This is a genomic window from Vibrio sp. 10N.222.51.C5 (genome assembly GCF_041474575.1).
Classification (GTDB): Bacteria; Pseudomonadota; Gammaproteobacteria; order Enterobacterales; family Vibrionaceae; genus Vibrio; species Vibrio crassostreae_C.
Window position 1 is genome coordinate 118,503 of the sequence record NZ_JBFRUJ010000015.1, and the last position, 19,851, is coordinate 138,353.

14 protein-coding genes and 2 tRNA genes are annotated in these 19,851 nt (G+C 43.5%); 4 read left to right on the plus strand and 12 right to left on the minus strand.

Going from position 1 to position 19,851, the window contains the following annotated elements:
* Positions 1-94: 94 nt before the first annotated feature.
* The 4 genes from AB4558_RS05685 to AB4558_RS05700 all read right to left on the minus strand — a co-directional run bounded on the left by AB4558_RS05685 (position 95) and on the right by AB4558_RS05700 (position 7,147).
* On the minus strand, positions 95-2,140 hold the full coding sequence (locus tag AB4558_RS05685; protein ID WP_102333278.1) for a TonB-dependent receptor domain-containing protein: 2,046 nt from the start codon (positions 2,138-2,140) through the stop codon (positions 95-97).
* Positions 2,141-2,321: 181 nt separating this feature from the next.
* On the minus strand, positions 2,322-3,242 hold the full coding sequence (locus AB4558_RS05690) for a LysR family transcriptional regulator (RefSeq protein ID WP_017059189.1): 921 nt from the start codon (positions 3,240-3,242) through the stop codon (positions 2,322-2,324).
* Positions 3,243-3,471: 229 nt separating this feature from the next.
* Positions 3,472-5,661: an immunoglobulin-like domain-containing protein gene (locus AB4558_RS05695; protein WP_372074065.1), complete on the minus strand. Its 2,190-nt coding sequence runs from the start codon at positions 5,659-5,661 to the stop codon at positions 3,472-3,474.
* A gap of 487 nt (positions 5,662-6,148) precedes the next feature.
* Positions 6,149-7,147 carry a DHH family phosphoesterase gene (locus AB4558_RS05700; RefSeq protein ID WP_372074063.1) on the minus strand — a complete coding sequence of 333 codons (999 nt, stop codon included), beginning with the start codon at positions 7,145-7,147 and terminating at the stop codon, positions 6,149-6,151.
* Between the two features lie 239 nt (positions 7,148-7,386).
* On the opposite strand from AB4558_RS05700, the gene AB4558_RS05705 reads away from it, so the two are divergent.
* Complete coding sequence (locus tag AB4558_RS05705; RefSeq protein WP_004733935.1) at positions 7,387-7,626, plus strand: PAS factor family protein; 240 nt, start codon at positions 7,387-7,389, stop codon at positions 7,624-7,626.
* A 145-nt stretch (positions 7,627-7,771) separates the two neighbouring features.
* Here AB4558_RS05705 and AB4558_RS05710 read toward each other — a convergent pair whose 3' ends face one another.
* The 4 genes from AB4558_RS05710 to AB4558_RS05725 form a co-directional block, all read right to left on the minus strand.
* Positions 7,772-9,496 (minus strand): methyl-accepting chemotaxis protein, encoded by a 1,725-nt coding sequence (locus tag AB4558_RS05710; protein WP_372074118.1) that lies wholly within the window; start codon positions 9,494-9,496, stop codon positions 7,772-7,774.
* A gap of 618 nt (positions 9,497-10,114) precedes the next feature.
* Positions 10,115-10,531, minus strand: coding sequence for a MarR family winged helix-turn-helix transcriptional regulator (locus AB4558_RS05715; protein ID WP_017059185.1), 417 nt, complete (start codon positions 10,529-10,531; stop codon positions 10,115-10,117).
* Entirely contained in the window at positions 10,509-11,504 is a 996-nt protein-coding gene (gene dmeF / locus AB4558_RS05720) for a CDF family Co(II)/Ni(II) efflux transporter DmeF (protein WP_372074061.1), read from the minus strand. The genes AB4558_RS05715 and dmeF overlap by 23 nt, the downstream gene beginning before the upstream one ends.
* A gap of 276 nt (positions 11,505-11,780) precedes the next feature.
* Positions 11,781-12,653 carry a LysR family transcriptional regulator gene (locus AB4558_RS05725; protein ID WP_017059183.1) on the minus strand — a complete coding sequence of 291 codons (873 nt, stop codon included), beginning with the start codon at positions 12,651-12,653 and terminating at the stop codon, positions 11,781-11,783.
* Positions 12,654-12,867: 214 nt separating this feature from the next.
* On the opposite strand from AB4558_RS05725, the gene AB4558_RS05730 reads away from it, so the two are divergent.
* A complete protein-coding gene (locus AB4558_RS05730; RefSeq protein ID WP_017059182.1) occupies positions 12,868-14,127 on the plus strand; it encodes an adenylosuccinate synthase in 1,260 nt (419 codons plus the stop codon).
* Between the two features lie 131 nt (positions 14,128-14,258).
* On the opposite strand, the gene AB4558_RS05735 is transcribed toward AB4558_RS05730, so the two are convergent.
* A tRNA-Val gene (locus tag AB4558_RS05735) sits at positions 14,259-14,335 on the minus strand.
* Positions 14,336-14,405: 70 nt separating this feature from the next.
* Positions 14,406-14,482, minus strand: a tRNA-Val gene (locus tag AB4558_RS05740).
* Positions 14,483-15,240: 758 nt separating this feature from the next.
* On the opposite strand from AB4558_RS05740, the gene AB4558_RS05745 reads away from it, so the two are divergent.
* Positions 15,241-16,254: a porin gene (locus AB4558_RS05745; protein ID WP_065584214.1), complete on the plus strand. Its 1,014-nt coding sequence runs from the start codon at positions 15,241-15,243 to the stop codon at positions 16,252-16,254.
* A 127-nt stretch (positions 16,255-16,381) separates the two neighbouring features.
* Here AB4558_RS05745 and AB4558_RS05750 read toward each other — a convergent pair whose 3' ends face one another.
* Positions 16,382-17,041: a DUF2726 domain-containing protein gene (locus AB4558_RS05750; protein WP_017065541.1), complete on the minus strand. Its 660-nt coding sequence runs from the start codon at positions 17,039-17,041 to the stop codon at positions 16,382-16,384.
* A gap of 273 nt (positions 17,042-17,314) precedes the next feature.
* On the opposite strand from AB4558_RS05750, the gene AB4558_RS05755 reads away from it, so the two are divergent.
* Complete coding sequence (locus tag AB4558_RS05755) at positions 17,315-17,500, plus strand: hypothetical protein (protein WP_017059179.1); 186 nt, start codon at positions 17,315-17,317, stop codon at positions 17,498-17,500.
* A 153-nt stretch (positions 17,501-17,653) separates the two neighbouring features.
* Here AB4558_RS05755 and AB4558_RS05760 read toward each other — a convergent pair whose 3' ends face one another.
* A complete protein-coding gene (locus AB4558_RS05760) occupies positions 17,654-19,618 on the minus strand; it encodes a diguanylate cyclase domain-containing protein (RefSeq protein ID WP_372158311.1) in 1,965 nt (654 codons plus the stop codon).
* Positions 19,619-19,851: the final 233 nt, after the last annotated feature.

Here is a 19,851-nt window from a genome sequence, read left to right on the forward strand (position 1 = left end):
AGATCAAAAAAGAACCCACACTCGCCATTCTCCTTTTAGAGCATCAGCCAGTGTGGGTTCTTTTGTATCAAGCTATCAGTTACTGAACTCTAAATTAGAAGTCCGCTGTCATACCTACGTAGTAAGTACGTGGCTCTTCAACATAGCCCATGCTCTCTAGCTCTTGTGATACAGCTTCGTCAGTTAAGTTCGTGATACCTGCACGTAGTCGTACTGAAGCATTCACGTTGTAGATAGCACCTAGGTTCAGCGTTGTGTAAGCGTCTTGAGTTAGATCGCTTTCGATCTGACGTTCACCACGGTAACGCGCACTCACGAAGGTACTTAGATCGTAAGTTGGGCTCCAGTTCAGTTTAACTAAACCCGAATGCTTGTAACGCTCAAGTAATTCGTCACCAGTAGACTTATCTTCAGTGTCTAAGAATGTGTAATTACCAGACACACCCCATTCATCAGTAATTTGGAATTGGCCTGTAAGCTCAGCACCTTGAACTACAGCCTCTGATACGTTTGTATAAGTACGCTTACCATTCACATAGCCAGTTGAGCTTGAACTATCAGCGCAACCTTTACCCGATTCAAACACTCCGCCGTTCTCACAATAGGTTTCATCACGATCAATTAGGTCGTTGATTTCATTTCGGAATAAGGCACCTTCAACATTCCAACGAGGTTGGCTATAAATCGCAGCGATCTCATAGTTCAAGCTGGTTTCGGGCTTAAGATCTTCATTACCATGTAAATCACATACGCCTTTACAGCTATTAACTGTGTAGTCTGTCTGATTTTGAGTCAATGTTGGTGCTTTAAATGCTTTACCCACACCACCCTTGATGATCAGGTCATTCGTTGTTTGATGAACCAAGTACACACGTGGGCTGAACTCTTCACCGTACAGTTCATGCTTATCTAAACGACCACCAATGGTTGCCGTTAGTTGATCCGTCATTAACCATTGGTCTTGAACAAATAACGCACCTTGATAAGCTTCAGATGTACCATTGACTAAGTTTTCTTTGTTGGTTAATTCACTCAACTGGTAGTCCATACCAAACGTTACGGTGTGACTATCACCAAGATAAGTGGTCGCCGAAGCTTCAACAATTTGAGTCAGCTCTTCGATGTCACTGCTATAGTTAGTATCTGAGTCCGCAGCATCATTATCTGTCACATTTTCACGTGAATAACGTACTTGCGTGTCACCCCAGCTCCAAAAACCACTATGTGTGATCGCTTGGCTCTGACGTACAACACGTGTGTCAGACTCAATCACAGATGATACGTTTTCCGCAGATGACTCACGTTCGTCGTCACTGTAACCAAAATCGAAATCAATGGTTTGGTTGTCTGTTGCATTCCATGTCAGGCTCGCGAGTAAGCTTAATGTCTCTCTTTCTTCTAACGCAGTAATGTCTGAACGATCGTAACCAGAGCTATGCGTACCAGAATAGGGTTGCCAAGCATCACGGCTAGTTTGGTTAACAGATAGGCGAGCAAACAACTCGTCTTCAATCAACGCACCAGATGTCGTGAAGCCCATCGAATACTCTTCCCCTCCATCACCATCAAGTGGAGATGAAGTGTCCATGCTCAGTGTAGAGCTCCAATCGTTTTCTGGAGCCTTAGTGATGATGTTGATTGTACCGCCCATACCATCTGAACCGTAAAGTGCAGACATTGGGCCACGGATTATTTCAACACGTTCGATCGAATCAGCAGGAATCGTTGATAGGTCGAAGTCGTTACCACGGATGATGGCACTTGCAGAGCTTAAACGACGACCGTTCACCATGATAAGAGTGTAATCTGAATCCATACCACGAATAGAGATCATCTGACGGCCAGCACGTGTGCTATCAAAGTCAGATTCGACACTCGTTGATTCTGCAACGATGTCCGCCAAGGTAATACCAGGGCTGTCTTCAATGTCTTGCGCGGTGATAACCGACATTGAAGCTGGCGCTTGTTTTAGTGCCATCTCGGTACGAGTTGCCGTAACAACCATTTGCTCATCTGTTGCTTGCGCTTCTTCTTGCGCCAACACGTTAGCTGAAAGTGAGGTACAAATAACAGCGACTGCGATCGAAAGGGGTTTACGAACCAAAAGAGGTTTGCGAATCAAAAGAGATCTCTCAGACATGATATTCATTCTTATATGTGATTGGTAATGATAATGGTTTGCATTAAACAACCAACTACCACTCTTATCAACGAAAGTTTCATACCAAAAATCGATTCTCGTTATTCACCATTCAAATAATGAAAGAGATCTATATCCAACTCGATAGGTATTCGTAATTTTCATTCACCCTGCAGATGGATTATGTATAAAGCTCTTTGAATATATTGCGAACCCAGCGACACATCGGGTCGTTATGAAAGCGCTTATGCCAGTATAAGTAGACGTCTTCTGATGGGTGGCGCAACGCTTTAGGCACGCGTTTACAAACAAGATCTCTTTGCGTAGCGGCTTGTTGAGCAAAAGGTGTCGGTAAATGAAAGATGATGTCGGTTGCTTCTGCCATATCCGGCGCGACGTTAAAATTGGAAAGCTGAATTGGAATGGACAGCTGGCGCTGCTTATCAATCAAGCCAAGATCTTTAAATCGACTTTCGATCGAGAGCTTCTTATCCCCTTGCAGTGAGATTTGACCAAGTTGGCTATTCAACAAGTCATCAACCGTGATCTCTTTGTCCGCCAAAGGATGTTTTTTACTCATCAGCAAACGGTAATCGCGGCTAATCACGAACATTCGATACAAATTTTGCTCTGAACTTAACGGCTCGTGGGTCGACAACACAAAGTGCGCATCACCGGATAACAGAGGCTCAAAGTGTCGTTTAGGAATCGAGTCGATATCAACAGTCATGTTTGGCGCTTGTTGACGTATCTCCGCAACTACCTTGGGCAGCAAGTGCGCGACATTAGGCACTAAACCAAAGAAACGAACCGTACTGTCACTGCTTTGTGGTTCGAATACATCGCCATGTACCAGCTTTTCTAAACGTGTCAGAACCGAATTGAGATCTTGCTTAATGGCTTCTGCTTTTGGCGTTAACTCATAGCCATAAGCCGCTCGCACCAATAGATCATCATTGAAAACGGTACGCAGTTTTTGCAGAGATCGGCTCACCGTAGGTTGGCTCATATCCAGCGCCAATGCCGTGTTGGAAACGTGCTTCTCTTCAAGAAGGTGTTTAAGAATAACGAGTAGATTGAGGTCGACTTGAGCAAGATTCATTATGCAAATATTAACAATATATAAAATTCAATGTGCGCATAGTGCTATTTCTTAACATGTAATACAATTGATAATCACTCCTATTTTGATCTAGAGCAATATGCAGAGCAGAGTTTAAGGTTAAGTGGGTTTTAAAGCTCTAAGTCAGAACTGTTTAAACATAAAAAAGAGAGGCACAATGGCCTCTCTTTGATCGTCTACTTTATATTGCTAGCGTTGAGCTTTCAGACTACAGCTTTGTCCAAGCATCTTGCCAGTATTGGCTATCTGCTGGAGCGTAAGACGCGCTTGCACACCATGCCGTGTATGGCCAAGGCTTACATTCGTACAAGCCATTATCGCTGCCGACCACAATGTCACCCGCTGCGTAGTTGGTGCCCGCTTCATATGGAGGATAATCACCTGGAGGAGGTGTTGTACCACCACCGTCTTTAACAGCGAACGAATCGTTTACCATCACCATTTCACCGTCAGATGCTTTACCGACCACTTCAAGTCCATATTGCCCTTCCGCTACATCGTATAAGTCGATGGTAATGGCGCGGCTGTCCGTTACGTTAACCTTAGTTTGCTCAACCACAGTACCTGCACTGTTGATCACCATAGCGGTAACATCTAACGCTTCATTTGATGTCAGTGTTAGATCTAAACGAACATTGCCGTTATCTGGCGCATATTGTGATTGAAGTCCTGAAACCGAAAGCTCTAAGTCATCGCCCGGATCTGGGTTACCACCACATGAAGAGTCTGAAACTTTTCTCCAAACGCCCCACTCACCTGTTGTTCCTGGCTCTTCGCCGCGAGTGTACCAACCTGCTCCCCACGTTGAACCGTCATGAGATACTTGGTCACCTTCAACATAAACGGTGTCGGCATCCCATGCAGCAGCACAGTTAGAACCATCAGTTACAGACACTTTACGGTCAACGGTTACGGTTTGGTTCGCGCTGTCTGTCACGCTATACACAAGTGTGTAGTTGCCGATTTCATTTACATCGACACTGCCAGTGTGTGTAATAGTGCTTGTCAGGTCGCCATCTTCAGCATCATTCGCCGTCACGCCTGCCATAGCATCAAATGCAGTACCCAACACAACTGTTGTGTCAGATACGCCATTAAATACTGGCTTCTGGCTGTAAACCTCTACCGTTCTCGCTTTAGTGGTTTCGTTGTTATCGCTGTCTTTCACTCGGTAAGTCAAAACGTAAGTGCCAATAACACTGGTTTCAACGTAACCTTCAACATCGATTGATGACGTTAGATCGCCGTCTTCTTTGTCTGTTGCCGTCACGCCATCCATAGGATCAAACGTTGTGCCGTGAAGAACACGCGTATTTTCGACACCTTTAAGAACGGGCTCGCCCTCGACTGGTGGTGGCGTTACCTGACCGTGTACAAACGGGCCGTAGTCTTTAATGAACTGCTCGTTGTATTGTTGGCCGTTTTTGTTGGTGCCCATGTCCCAGTTGATAGACCAAGTCATCACACCACGTAGCGGTTGACCTTGCGCCGTTAGGCTATCAAATGCGTCGTATAAATCTTGTGGCTCTTGTACAAAACCGGTTGCTGCAGCATCGATGCTTGAAGGAATACCAAACACGAGCTTGTCATGTGGGATCTTGTGGAAACCACGCGTTCCGTTGATAAGAGAATCAGAAATGTAGTAGATGAACTCTTCTTTTAACGCATCGTTGTTTTGAGCAATCCAACCCACGCCTTCAACCCAGATACCATCGCCACCTTGGTTGTAGAATTGTGGGTTAATCCAGTCGTAATAGCCTTCTAGATTATCGATATAAGGAACGTACTTACCGGCTGTCGTGAGATACGGGAACTCAGGCGCCATAGTAATAAGGAAGTTTTTACCTTCAGCACGGTAGTGGTCTTTTACCAACTTAAGAGCATCAGGAATCACGGTTTGATTGTTTGCGGCGGTTACGGCTGCTTGTTCAAGGTCAATATCTAGGCCATCGAAACCGTAACGCTCAGTTAGACGGATAATCTCATCAGCAAAGGCTCTTTCATCACCGGTTTCTAGCTCTACGTGTGCATCAGCACCACCCAAAGCCAACAGTACAGAGCGACCTTGCTTGTTGAGTTCCGAGATTTGGTCAATAAATTGTTCTTCTGAAAGCCCAATGGTTGGGTCCAGTTTAAAAGTTGGGATTCGACCATCAGCCACATCGTAGACCTTCATGAATGACACATTCACGATGTTGTACATTGGGTTCACTTCATCCAGCGTCACACATGGCGCATTACCACCTTGGTAGCCGCCACCGTCACACCAGTTATGCCAATAGCCAACCACGACGCCAGAGTCTGGATTCGTCATATCTGAACCATTCGCATAAACAGCGCCAGACATTGCCGCCATGCCGAGCGATACTGCTAATTGTAGAGCTTTACGTTTCAACATTAGTCCCACTTCCTTACTTAACAGCTGTGCCAATCACAACCGAACCAATTCATTGTAATCATGAATATTTATAGAGAAGTAATGGAATTTATAGGAAAAGATGACCTTTGATTTAACTTGTGATTTTAAGTCACAGATTGAATATCAGAATCAATATGATTTTGACTTTTCATTCAAATTGAAATGCTAAAAACTGTTATTTTCGGCTGAATGCATTGACCATATAAATATTTAATCAACCTTAATTCACTAAGATAATTAACCAAAAATATAAAAAATCACCGATAGGAAAAAATAAACTTTAAATCGGCAAAAATCATCCCAAATACGCCGTAATTACTGACCTAAGACCAGATACCATTGCGAGTGATATCACTAAAACAGCCTGGATATAGCCATCATACATGTGCTAGCAATACGCACGTATAACGGAATATAGGAGCAAGAATTTGTAGGATTTTGAATGTATACGTCGGGAGTTTTTCAGTTAACCGTCAGTGCCAGATGAATAATATGCATCCAATAGTGAAATAAAATTCACCTTATCAAGTTCATTAAGTTGATTAATTCCAGCCGCTGCTTTTCTTCCTCCGCCAGTCGCAAAACTTGAGCAAATTTCGTCTGCACCCGTTCTATTTGATAATGGCGCACGTAAGCTCACCGTGTAAGACTCGCCGTCTTGGTTTTTCGTTAATACTGCTTGCGCTCGGTTTGGATCTTGATTAACGATTTCATTACCAAATACGCCACTGATGCGCCTTGCCCACGTCTCACCTGGCAGTTCAAACACACGTGCGACTTCACTTTCATAAACAGGAGCAAGGTTTGATAACTGCTGGCGATCATTTTGATAAGCATCTCGTAGTCGATAAAACACAGAGTCTTTATCATCCAAAAGATCAAACGGATTCGGGTATTGATAAAGGGTTTTGTAGAGCTCAGCTGGCGTGAAATGCAAATCACTCAGTGACGAACCGTAACCGTTGTAGTTAACCAAGGTACCTAGCTCTTCTAGAAACTCTTTTTGAGATTGAGCGAATCCATTTTCATCCGCTAGCCGCGCCGCCACCGTTTTTAGATTGTCGCCAAAGGCAGCTGCGATTGCCCAAGCCACATGCGCACCATTCAGCTTCTGGTTAATCAGCAAGCTCGTGCAGCTCTCTGGCGCGGTATCAATCAGAGTATCTAAATGACTAGAAGTTGGGACATCCCCTGTTCGGTGGTGATCGCAATAAAATACATTGATGTTTGCGTCTAGCAGTGAGTGCAGTGCAGGCAGGTTTTTCTCCATCGATACATCTAAAACGGTAACGGAAGAAACATCACCTTGCTTACCCGGATCCATAATTTGAGTAACAACTTGAGAGACCAACTTAATATCACGCTTAACACCAGTAATGAGCACGTTCTCTCTTGGCTCACTTAATCGCAGCTGTAACAACGCGATTATGCCATCTGCGTCTCCGTTGAATACGTCGTAGTGCATGTTGTTCCTCTTCCTATAGATTTAACCGTTTGCCAGAAACGCGCCAATTCGTTTGTGTGTTCGATAGTCTGTCATTATTTTAGTTATATTTCACAGATACTTAAGTCTATTTTGGAATGCCTTATTCTCATTAGATTGAAAAGATAAACACATTAATAATATTGTATGACTTATATCACAGTAAAAGAATACGAAAAGATTATAAAATAAGCGCCTCCCACTTAATGATAAAGAGACGAATGAACACTACCACCACTCTTGTTTATGACACTTTGAAAAGCCTTGCTGCTCACGCTCCTGAGCAACATGCCGAGATTCGCCAGCGTTTATATGAGCAGTTGAGCCTGCCATTTAACAAGCAGCTCTCGTTATACGCTAATGTGCTTGGTCCTATCAGCTCAGGTAAGTTAGCGGGATGCGACAATATTGATAAAGCGGTTGAACTGGCACTGGATGTGCTGGAAGGCCGAAATAAGTAGTCCCCCCTTTAATACGTAATATAACGGCCCAGATCTTCCCCCAGATCGGGCCGTTTTTTCATTCTCGTCATTTATCTATTTGAATTTCAGGCACAAAAAAGGCGTAGATGATCCACGCCTTTTGTTTTAGTAAGTTCTATGTTGTTTATGAAGTCTTGAACTGCGCGACCGCTTGGTCCATATCGTTCGCTTGCTCTGCTACCTTGTCCACTTCAACTAAGCAATGCTGCGCCGAAGCGTTATTGTCGTTCGAGATAGTGTTCAGCTCAGTAATTGAGTCACTCACTTGCGCCATTACTGCGCCCTGCTCTTCAATCGCTGAAGCAATACGTTCTGAATTACCTTGGATGCTTTCCATGTCGCTCAAGATAAGTTGCAAGCTCGCATCCAGCTCTTCCGAATCTTTCAGCGTTAGTTGACCTTGTTGATTACACTCGCCAATCTCTGCCATCGACGCCTGCATCTGGCTTTGAATTGCACTCACCACTGAAGTTATCTCTGTGGTCGATTGATGCGTTCTGCTTGCTAGTGCGCGTACTTCATCGGCAACTACCGCAAAGCCACGACCTTGTTCACCCGCACGTGCTGCTTCAATTGCTGCGTTCAATGCCAATAGGTTAGTTTGTTCTGCAATGCCTTGGATGATGTTTACTGCATCGCCGATCTGGTCAACATGATGGTTCAGTGAACTGATCGAATCTTGGCTGCTTGAAAGACGTTCAGACAACTGGGTGATGTTGCTGATGGTTTCAACCACCACTTCACGGCCTTTATCGGCATTCACTTTCGCTTGATGTACACCTTCAGCGGCAACCGATGTGCTTTCAGAGATCTCGCCAATGGTGAGTACCATCTCTTGAACTGACGTTGTCATTGTAGATGTGTGATTTGCTTGAACTTCAAACTGTTTGATTACTGACTCTAGCTCATCATGCATGTTCGATGTGCTTTGTGTCAGTTGCAGTGACTTAGATTGAGAGGCAGCGATAAGCCCTTCCAGTTGATCCAACAGTTGGTTGAAGTATTGGCCTAAAGTGCTGAGTTCGTCTTTGCCATCAAGGTGCGAACGAATAGACACGTCGTTAGAATCAACGATGTTACGAATCACCGAAAGCAGTGACTCAATTTTACCAATGATAGAACGGACGATTAACCAGCTGAACAGAATGATCGACACGAGTAGCGTGACGCAAAGGATGTTGTTGATCAGCGATAGCTTGTCCATCTCTTGCTGCGTTTGTTGGTCTAGCACCGCGGAGAACTCTTTAAATTGAGTTTCGATAGCATGAGAACCCGAGCGAGCTTGCCCAAGCAGACCTTCGTTGTGCTTCAAGCCAATCACTCGCTTTTGCTCAACCACTTGGCGAGCAGCGTCAATCAAAGCAGCTGAGCTACTCATATTTGAAGTTATAGAAAGAACACTCGGGTCAAACTCCCCCTTCTCAATTAAGTCATTGAACAGGTAAAGCTCGATTTTTTGTTCCGCACTGGCTGTCGCGCTGATGCTATCGAGCAAAACATGAAACTCGCCTAGCATACCTTTGTCACGTGATAGCCCATAGACTTCGCTCGCTTTAACTAAGTTAACAAAGCTGGTGTGGTAAGTTTCGATGTCTTCACGTAAGTGTGTGCTGTTGGCTAAACCTAAATCACTGAGCACTGTATCTAGCTCAGATTCAGACGCTAAGAATTTTTTGTAGTTTACGTCGAACTTGTCGAGGTATTTCATATCGCTACGCAGTAAAAAATCTTTCTCGTTACGGCGAAAGTTGAGCAAACGCACTTCAAGCTCTTTGGTAATTTGTTTGGCTTCGCTCATTTGAGCGGTGGTGTCTGCAAATTGTGATGTGGTAAACAGCAGTGAAATCATGCCGAAGATGGAGAACATCCCCAACGAATAGAGCTTTCTCTTTATGTTCATATACGTGGCTCGTCTTTACTAAATTAACTATGAGTATCTAAATAAATCGCATCAAAGAATGGATATCCAACTTGCGCGACCTGATTATTGTTATATTTTTTGTATCAGTAATGAGCACTAAATCTAGCGACTGTTCAGCCCACCAGCAGTGACATTCTCAATGGTATTCAAACAGAGAATGAATCTTTTCACTAAAGATAAAAGCATCAATAACACAAATTGAATACATGTACATTAGTTGAATGATAAAAGTGAGAGACAGCTATTTGACGGAACATAAATGGTTTGAATGTCATGGTATACAAGGCATTGAATTAAAAGACTTTGACGCACATTTGGATGCATTATTTATGATGACATTTTTTTGGCTCTCCAGAAGAGCACGAGCGAAGCGCAATATTGGAGGTTTTGACTTGGTTTTTAAACAGTGAATCCGTCTATTGATGATTGTACAGTAGAGCGTAAACGGCGAAAAAAATGGACCTACTCAATTCGAGTCAGGTCCATCTTTTGATTTTCTAGTCAATCGCTTTGCAGCTAAAGAGTTAGGTGCGAATTCAAGGCTGGCTAAAACGCTTTCACCATCTTGGTTAGGCACTTCAATAATACCGCTTTCTCGTCTTCTTCGATGTCTTGCGTCAGCTCATTAACCAAATTCAAGTGAAGCTGGTTATGGTGGACGTGGATCTTCTGACCTTCATCAGTTAATGCCACCACAATTGCACGACGATCCGTTGGGTGTTCATGGCGTTCAATCAATTCAGCTTTAACCAGCTTTTCGATTTGAACAGTAAGTGTACCCGTGGTGATACCTAACTTTTCAGCGAGCTCTTTCATTCTTAACGCGCCATGCATACCAAGTACTTCAATGGTGTGTACTTGAGCCAGGGAATAACCCGTCTCTTTGACAACAGACTGCTCCCACGAAGACATTTTATCGTAGAACTCAGTCAGTATTTGGTTAAGCTGTTCTATATTTCGCATGGTCGTTTGAATGCACTTCAAGAGTAAGATGATTAATCTTATCAAACTTGGCGAGCATTTGTTTATATTCAGAGACGGTTTTATCACTGTTTGATTCAAGAGTAATCGCTGCTGAATAGTGATGCCCACTCACCTTCCACATATGGAAATCGGTGACCGACGCATAAGGCGTTAAGGTTTTGGTCACTGAGTCACGATAATCTTGGTCGATATTCTCATCCAGCAGGATTGGGCTGGTTTGTTTCATAAGGTTCATCGTCCACTTAGCAATCACGAATGCGCCAACCATTCCCATTGCTGCATCTAACCAGTTCCAACCGTAAAACTTACCAAATAGCAGCGCAACAATCGCAAGCAGCGAAGTTAGAGTATCCGCCAACACATGCATGTAGGCTGCGCGTAGGTTGTGATCATGATGGTGTCCGTGATGCTCGCCATGTTTATGACCACGGTCGCTGTCGTGCTCATGGCTATGTGAATGACCGTGATTCTTACTATGATTGTGGCCATGCTCGTGTCCGTGATCATGATGGTGATCGCCAAGTAAAAACATACTCACCACATTCACAGTTAAACCAATACAAGCAACGATGATCGCTTCATTGAACTGAATCGCTTGTGGGTTAAACAAACGATGTACTGATTCCACCAGCATCAACAATGCCACAATCCCCAATGCAATCGCGCTGGTGTAGCCCCCTAACACGCTGACTTTGCCAGTACCGAAAGAGAAACGTTCGCTCTCGGCATGTTTCTTCGCATAACGGTATGCAAATAAGGTGATACCAAACGCTGCGGCGTGCGTCCCCATGTGCCAACCATCGGCAAGCAATGCCATCGAGCCGTAAATAGTACCTGTAACAATTTCGACAACCATGGTAACGACGGTCAATAACAGGACATAGAACGTGCGTTTCTCACCTTGACTGTTATGTGAAGAAAAGTTGTGTTGGTGACGTGTTGGAAAACTCAAAATGGCGTCCTTAGCTTGTGTTTGTGGTTAGATGATCGTTGCAAATAAAAGCCCTTTGATTGACAAGTAATTTGATAATCAAAGTAATAATTTGAAATTTAGTTTGATTATCAAACTTTGTCAACGATGAATTTTGAAACTCTGATTTGCGGGACGAATAGTTGATGGTGAGCGCTAGTTTGTTCCAAAGATTATTGATTCAGTAAAAACGAGGCTTTCCAGGGACAAAAAAGCCCACTCGAGGTGGGCTGATTGAGTCAAACTCAATGATTGTATTTATTTGTTTTGCAATGAAATAATCTCATCATTCACCCAACCTAACAGCTGCTTGGTTGCTTTCGACAAGACTTGGTTCTGCCGAACAATATAACCAAGACTGGTGCTCGAGAAGTTGGTCAATGGTGTCACTTTCGAATGCAGGTGCTGCTTGGTTGATACCGCAAACTCCGGGACAATAGCCACACCAAATCCCGCTTCTGCCCAGTCGATTTGAGCATCGACACTCCCTACTTCCATCACCCTATAATTAGGTAGATTAAGGCTTGGTAAACCTTCATCAATAAAGTCACGCGTTCTCGTATCATGACCTAGTAGAATCAAAGTGAGCTCTGCATCAGAGTCTCGGATATCAAACCCATCGCCAAGCGCACACCAAGAAAGCTCTTGCAGCTTAGTGAAATACAAAGACTCGTTGTGCTGCTCTTTGGCGATAACAAAACCAATATCCGCTTGAGCATTTTTAACTAAATTCGATGCCTGAGATGACGTGGTATTCAAGAGCGTAAGGTCAATACCGGGATACTGCGCTTTGAACTTCTGGAACGGACGAATTAGCAAAAATCGAGAAATGATGTCACTTACGGCAATGGTTAACGTCCCTATTTTAAGGTCGTTAATGGCATTGAGATCGGCCTGACAAATCTGCAGTTCGAGTAGCGTTCTTTGGCTTGTTTCCAATAGCCGTTCACCCGCTTGAGTCAATTGAAAAGGGCTTCTCTCTATCAACTTTATGCGTGTTTGTTGTTCCAGTTGTTTTAGGTGCAAACTCACATTGGGTTGTGTCATGTGCAGTGCATTGGCCGCTTTCCCAAAATGCTTGTACTCCGCAAGCGTCACAAACGTCTTCAACAAATTAATATCGAGCATCATGTCCTCTCTCTCGTGTCACTAATATCATTCCCTAAAAGTAAAGAATGCCCCATCGTCATTCCCTACAGTGAGGAACGAACGTGATAGGGAATCTCGTTTGTAGCTTAAGACTTTAAGGATATATGAAATCCTTATCAAGATAATAAAGATAATTAATTTCTCTTATCCACCTTATAGGCCTAACATGATTCCTCAATCAGTTAGGAGAAAAATTATGCCATCTATCGTTGTTGTGGGCGCAAACTGGGGTGATGAAGGCAAAGGCCGCATCGTCGATTTTTTAGCAGACCAAGCTTCTGCTAGCATTCGTTTCCAAGGCGGAAACAATGCAGGTCATACTGTGGTAAATGACTTCGGTACATTCAAACTGCACCAACTACCTAGTGGTATTTTTAATCCTAATTGTACGGCGGTTCTTGGCCCTGGCATGGTGATCAGCCCTGCTGCGCTAACTGAAGAGATTGCAGAAGTTCAAGAGGCTGGCATCAAAGTGAAAATGGCGATCTCAGATCGTGCGACACTGTGTCTCCCTTTACATGCTCTTGAAGATACGCTTGAAGAAGAGCGTTTGGGCGATGGCGCTTACGGCTCTACACGTCAAGGCATTGCACCAGCGTACGGCGATCGTGTAATGAAGAAAGGCATTCTTGTCGGTTGGCTGAATCAACCTGAAATTTTAGAGCAGCGTATTCAATTCCTACTTGATTGGAAGATGCCTCAGCTTAAAGCGCTCTACCCTCAATGTGACTTCTCCCAGACTGCTTCTGAAATGACAGAATGGCTACTTGAAGTAACTAAAGCGTGGCGCCCGTTCATCTGCAACGTAACTGAGCCGCTTAAAGCGCTGCAATCACAAGACGCAAACCTACTGTTTGAAGCTCAGTTAGGCGCAGGTCGCGACCTTGTCTACGGTGAATACCCTTGGACAACATCTTCGAATGTAACCGCAGCTTATGCTGGCATTGGTAGCGGTTTACCTGCACTTCGTCCTGAACGTGTTATCGCTGTTGCTAAATCATTCAGCTCGTCTGTTGGTACTGGCACGCTAGTAACTGCAATGGAAGAACAAGACAGCTTCCGCGAAAGCTCTAACGAATACGGCGCAACAACAGGCCGCCCACGTGACATGGGTTACTTTGATGCAGTGGCAACTCGCAACGGTGTTGACCTACAAGCTGCAACGGAAATAGCACTGACTAAGATCGATTGCCTATCTGGTTTGTCTGAACTTAAGATCTGTACCGCTTACTCAGGTGAACATACTGAGAACCCGATTTGGCCACAAACGGCTGAGCTAAAACCTGTATATGAAGATATGGCAGGCTGGGATGAAGACATCACTGGCTGCCGCACGTTTGAGAGCCTTCCTCAAGCGGCACAAGATTACGTTACACGTATCGAAGAGCTGATGGGTGTACCAATTGTGATGGTATCGGTAGGTCCTGAGCGCGAGCAAATGATCATTCGAGCTTAGCTTAGAAGACGACAAGATCTACATCAAAGCCCACATTCAGTGGACTTTTTTGATTGTTCATAAAGAACGAGATAACACAAGGAATTACAGGCACAAAAAAGCCCACGCTAGGTGGGCTCTTTCGTATAATGTGGTGCCCGCTACTGGACTCGAACCAGTGACACCTTGCATGTCATGCAAGTACTCTAACCAACTGAGCTAAGCGGGCGATGTTCTAATTTCTTATTACTACCATTGTGACAAACTCAATAGTTATGCAATAAAAACTAAAGAAGGAATGGTGCGTCCGAGTGAACTCGAATCACCGACCCCCGCCATGTCAAGGCGGTACTCTAACCAACTGAGCTACGGACGCATTCCCTTAGAACGCCAACGATGATATCCATGATAAACAGATGGTGCAAGTATTAACTGGCATCTTGCGATTCGTTTGCTCACTTTGCAATCAAAGACATAACAACATATCGATTTTACACCCAGATTATCGTCAAACCGCTGAAAAACAAAGTTTAGTTAGAAAAAATTCTAATCCTTGATGACAACCAATTAACTAACCTAATGTGTTCAATTTGGGATTTTTGTTGTCTATACCGTTTTTCTTGGCCTTTACAGTAACCATACAGGTATAGATCAATGCCTATATTTAGTGTCAAAAATTTTGCTTGCCCATTGGGTTACCGTAGTATTTTGATCATTATAAGTGAAAGGCACGCAGAGGCTTTGTAACTCACTGAAATACATCATTCATAAAAATCACCACGATTTTGTAATCGTCGTCATCGAATTACTAGGCCGCAATGACTAAATTCGGATTTTTCATATAAAGTGGCCGGGTTATTACCAACATACATAAATACGATAGCACTCTATAGTCGAAAAACATCAGCTACAATTAATCTCCCTCAAGAGCAACAATCTATAAGCAATTCAAAAACCAACCCCACACATCATAGCTATTTTGAATACATACAGCACAGTAATACATAATGAAATTTGCATAATGGTAAAGCGCGCCTATATTCATAACCTGTAGGAATCAATAATCTAAATTCAATGCTATACGTGAATTTATGGTTTGCGATAAATACAAGTGTGAAAAATAGGGAATAAATTATGAAAAAATCACATATCGCCATTGCAGTGGTGAGCATACTATCGACATCTGCCGTATCGGCGGCGACCATTTATGAGACAGATGAAACAGTATTCAATATCGGCGGCCGCGCAGAAGTTCGAGGGAATTTCTCTGATGCGAATAAAAGTGCTGGTAATAGTAGCACCTATAGTGATAGATCACGTGTCCGCTTAAGTGTCGATGGCACACAAAAAGCGTCGGACGATATTTCCTTTTTTGGGAAATATGAATTCGAACTAACAGAGTCTGAAGATGGCGCATCAGATGATATCGGCATTAACACTCGATTCTTATATACGGGTGTTCAAACCAATCACGGTAACGTCTATTATGGCCACCAAAATAATGCCGTTACCTACTTAACCGATTGGACGGATATGGCTGAAACCTTCAGCGGCTATATCAATGAATACACGGTGTCGACTGCTGATCGAGCAAAAAATGTTTTACGTTATGAACTGACAAGCGACAACATCACCTTTCAAATTGATGGCAATTTCAATTCAGATAGTGAATCAGCACAAAGTGACGGCTTCGGTGCAGTTGTCGCCGGCAGCACTTCGATTGGGTTAGATATTGGCGTCGGTTATGCGTCAAGTGATGAAACCTATGGCGTTGGGACAGATACAGAAACTTCTGATGCCTATATTGGTGCGGTTAAGTACACCAACGATCAGGGGGTTTGGTTCGCCGCACTCTATCAATTTGGTAGTATTTCAGGTCTAGGCGTAAAAGATTCAGACTACGATTCTGCCGATGCTTACTTGGGATACTCGTTTGGTGTCAACACCGTCAACCTGACCTACAGCTACTTTGAAGCTGACGATATTGCAGATTACGACATTAACTTTATCGGTCTAGAATACGCACGTTATATTGGCGATGTGGCCTTCTTTGGTAGTTATAAGTTTAACATGTTAGACGAGGGCGAAGGTGGGCAAGGCGATAACGACGAAGATGAGCTACAGCTCGGTATGCGTTACGCGTTTTAGTCTAAACCAATCCACTTAATATTAGTAAAGCCGAGCATAATCAATGCTCGGCTTTTTAGTTTGTATAACTTATTCGTATCTAAGCGATTGAATGGAGTCCAACCGGATGCATTACTATCGATACCAACTATTCTTCAACATCGAATACAACGTTGTAGTTTTCGGTATAGGTGCAGTTTGGCTGGCGGCTACAAGTGAAGAAGCGTCGGCCTTTGTAATCGCCTTGGCTTGCCAGTTTGATGATCATTGGGCTACCACACTTCTTACAAAATCGCACTTCTTTTGATGGCTCGATTAAATCGATGTGTGCTGCCAGTAACCTCTTCAAACGGCTCACTTGGTAGCTGTGTTTAATAGATGCACCAATCAGAGGTAAACCTGCCGATTTACACACGTGAATTAGTAGCTTTTCGCGATCGACTTTCCCTTTATTGAGCTCTTTGCCGTTATCAAGTTCGATAATAACGCGGGGCTCTAGCGTTCGCGGGTCGCAAACAACAAAGTCGAAGTAACTACGTGAGATCTTGTTGTTGGCGATAAACCAATTCTTCTTATTGTTCGTCTTAGCAGGAACAAGTACGTTCGACATGCTGACTTTAGCAAACACTTCCCCATGGTTGCCCACAGCTGATTTTAGCGCATTATAGAATGTCGCCTGTTGCGCCGACATCAACGCGCCTTTCTTCTGATAAGCGTGGTCTTTGGTGTCATCGTGTTTCACCACATACTTTTGAATAAAGTAAAAGAACACAACCAGAACAATTACAACGATAAAGATATTAGTCATTTTCCAGCACAATCAAGTCTGTATAGGGATTAAGAGAGTAGCTAGCGTATGTAGAAAAGCATCACCTGGCAAGCAAAAGAGCGAGAGTTGCCAACCAGAATCACGACCTTTGAGCGCAGTGCCCAACGAGAGGTCGCTCCTTCACTAGACACACCTCTCTTATTTTGATAATTAAATCATCAATTACACTCTAGATTGATTTAGATCAATTCACCTAGATTTGTGATCAACTAGCCTAAAAAACGTTAGGCAAATGTTAATAAGGAAATTGATATGGAACTTAAACAAGACCCAAGATGTTATACCGACGTATGTGTAGATGGTAAATGGTTCCACTATGACCACTGCGGAACCCAAGCCTACATGTTAAAGGGAGGAGCTTCGGCTGTGATTGAACTCGCTAGCGAACCAGCGACAGAAGGCGAATTGGTTGAAATGCTTCAAGGTGTCGCTAAGTAACTCATTTAGAAAATGTTGATATAGATAAACTCGACATATCGCTAAGTAAACCCCACTTCTCACTCAAATTTTGATATTAGCGATCTCAGAGTGTTCCAGAAGCCATTCTTATCTCACGAAGATCAGAATGGCTTTTTGTTTCCAGATTAGCGATTAACTTTCAGCAATGATGACTTGATTCCTACCCGACTCTTTCGCTTGATATAGTGCATCATCCGCGGCTTTGAGGTACTTCTTGTAAGTATCTTGATTGAGTTGCTCATGAACAATACCAATCGACGCTCCTATCGATGTGGTGAGGTCTAAAGAGCCGGAGTGCGTATCAATGGGTGTTTCAGAAATAGCTAAACGGATAACGTTCAACTGTTGCTCAGGATCAATGGAACCAGACAGCAACAAAACAAACTCTTCCCCACCCCATCTTGCCACTACATCGTTTGTTGATAAGATTTTCTCTAAACGCTTAGCGACTTCCACCAGCACTTGGTCACCAATATCATGGCCATAAGTGTCATTAACTTGTTTGAAGCGGTCTAAATCTAGAATAGCGAGCGTATACCCAAACGACGACAAATGACGTGGCATCGGCTGAGTTAACCGTTGCTCTAAGTAACGCCTATTGTATAAGCCTGTCAGTTCGCATCTTGTTGATTGCTTAAGTAGTTCTTTGTTGGTCTTCTGGATCGAGCGTAACCTTATCAATAGTAACGTGGCGCTTATCATCACCATGATACCCAAAGCGACGACGATTCGATTCCGTAATTGCTGCTTATCTAATGTCAGCTCACCCAACTCTTTTTCTGCGTTAAGCAGTTCGTTTTCTTGAGCTAATGATGCCGTAGCGAAATCTTGCTCGAGTAAAAAGATATCACTCTGGCGCTTATCAAATAGCAGCGCTTTATTACCCTTGTAATAGAGCTTGAAGTAGCGAAGTGTGTTCTCGCTGTCGCCTCTTGAATCATAGTATTCAGCAAGTGTTCTTAAGCCGAGGACCTTCCAGCTGCGAGTCCCCACAACATCGAACATTGCAGACGATCGCTTTAGATCAGCAAAAACAAAATTATCTCGGTTCAAACCAATGTTCGCTAAGGCTCTATTTAGGTAACACTGCCCCAATTGAAGTGTGTATTTGTCCACGCCTGGGTATCTAAGACACAAGTTTGCGACTTGTCGTGCTGACTCAAAGTTCTTTTCCGCCAACAACACATCACTCTCTGCTTTTAATAGGATGATTTTGTATCGTTCACTCACGTTATCGCCATTTAGCTTAGCCGCACTTTGATATGCTTCTCGGCCTTTGACTAAATCACCACTGCGCAGATAAGCAAAAGACTCATTCACATGCAGCACGCCGATGGTAGACGCTTCGAGTAGTCCACTCTTGTAATAGAGCTTTTTGGCTCTTTTAATCAGCTTGAGCGCTTTAGGCCAGTCTTCCAAATAGATATAAAGCAGTGCCATATTTGACACTAACTTGCTGTTGTAGATGTGATGAGGGTACTTCTTACCAAGGTCTAAACCTTTATGGAAAAAGTATTGAGCTTCAGGAAAGTCATTGCGGATGTTATTGATGACACCAGCCGTGTTATAGGCCTTAATCAACAACTCTTCATAGTGAAGCGATTCTGCGATATCTATCGCTGCTCTGATTTGGATTTCAGATTCCGCTAGCTCACCCTTACTGATGTATTCAATCGCCAATTCAACGAGAGATTGGGCCTTTAGCCAACCCATATGTTCGTGTTGTGCGAGTGCTTTAATCTGCCTGACGTATTCGGAAACCGCTTCGGTATCCAACTTATGTTGCGCGAGGTTGGACAAAATCATCAATTCGTAAGCACGATAGATGGCTTTATCTTGGTCTGGGAACTTGGCTTGGAGAGCCTCAAGTTGTTGGGAAGCTAAATTAGGGTCACCGCGAGATACATCGAGAATATCGATCAACGCAGATCCATATTGAGAGAGTGATAACTCTTTCTCTGGACTATAAACACTCGGGTTTTCAGGGCGAATATGCTTTAAATCGTCGTCATAAGTTGGATAGAGCAAATACAGCCCCAGCACAATACTCATCAGCACCACGAAAAGGAATGAACCTAACACATTGTTTCTATTCATTTATCAGGGCCATTATTGATTGAATTCCAATTTTATTGACGTTTTTTTAAGAGCGGTCAAACATTATACCCGACAGATATACAGATTAAAATCCTGCGCACTGGTGGATCTGAATTGGGTTTTTCTCATTAATTAGAATAATCAGGCAACTTTCTTGATTTAACTCAGACAATCATCTACCTCATTGGCGTTATAGTGATTTTCCTGTTCCTACCTCCGCGGCTTCTTTTTGA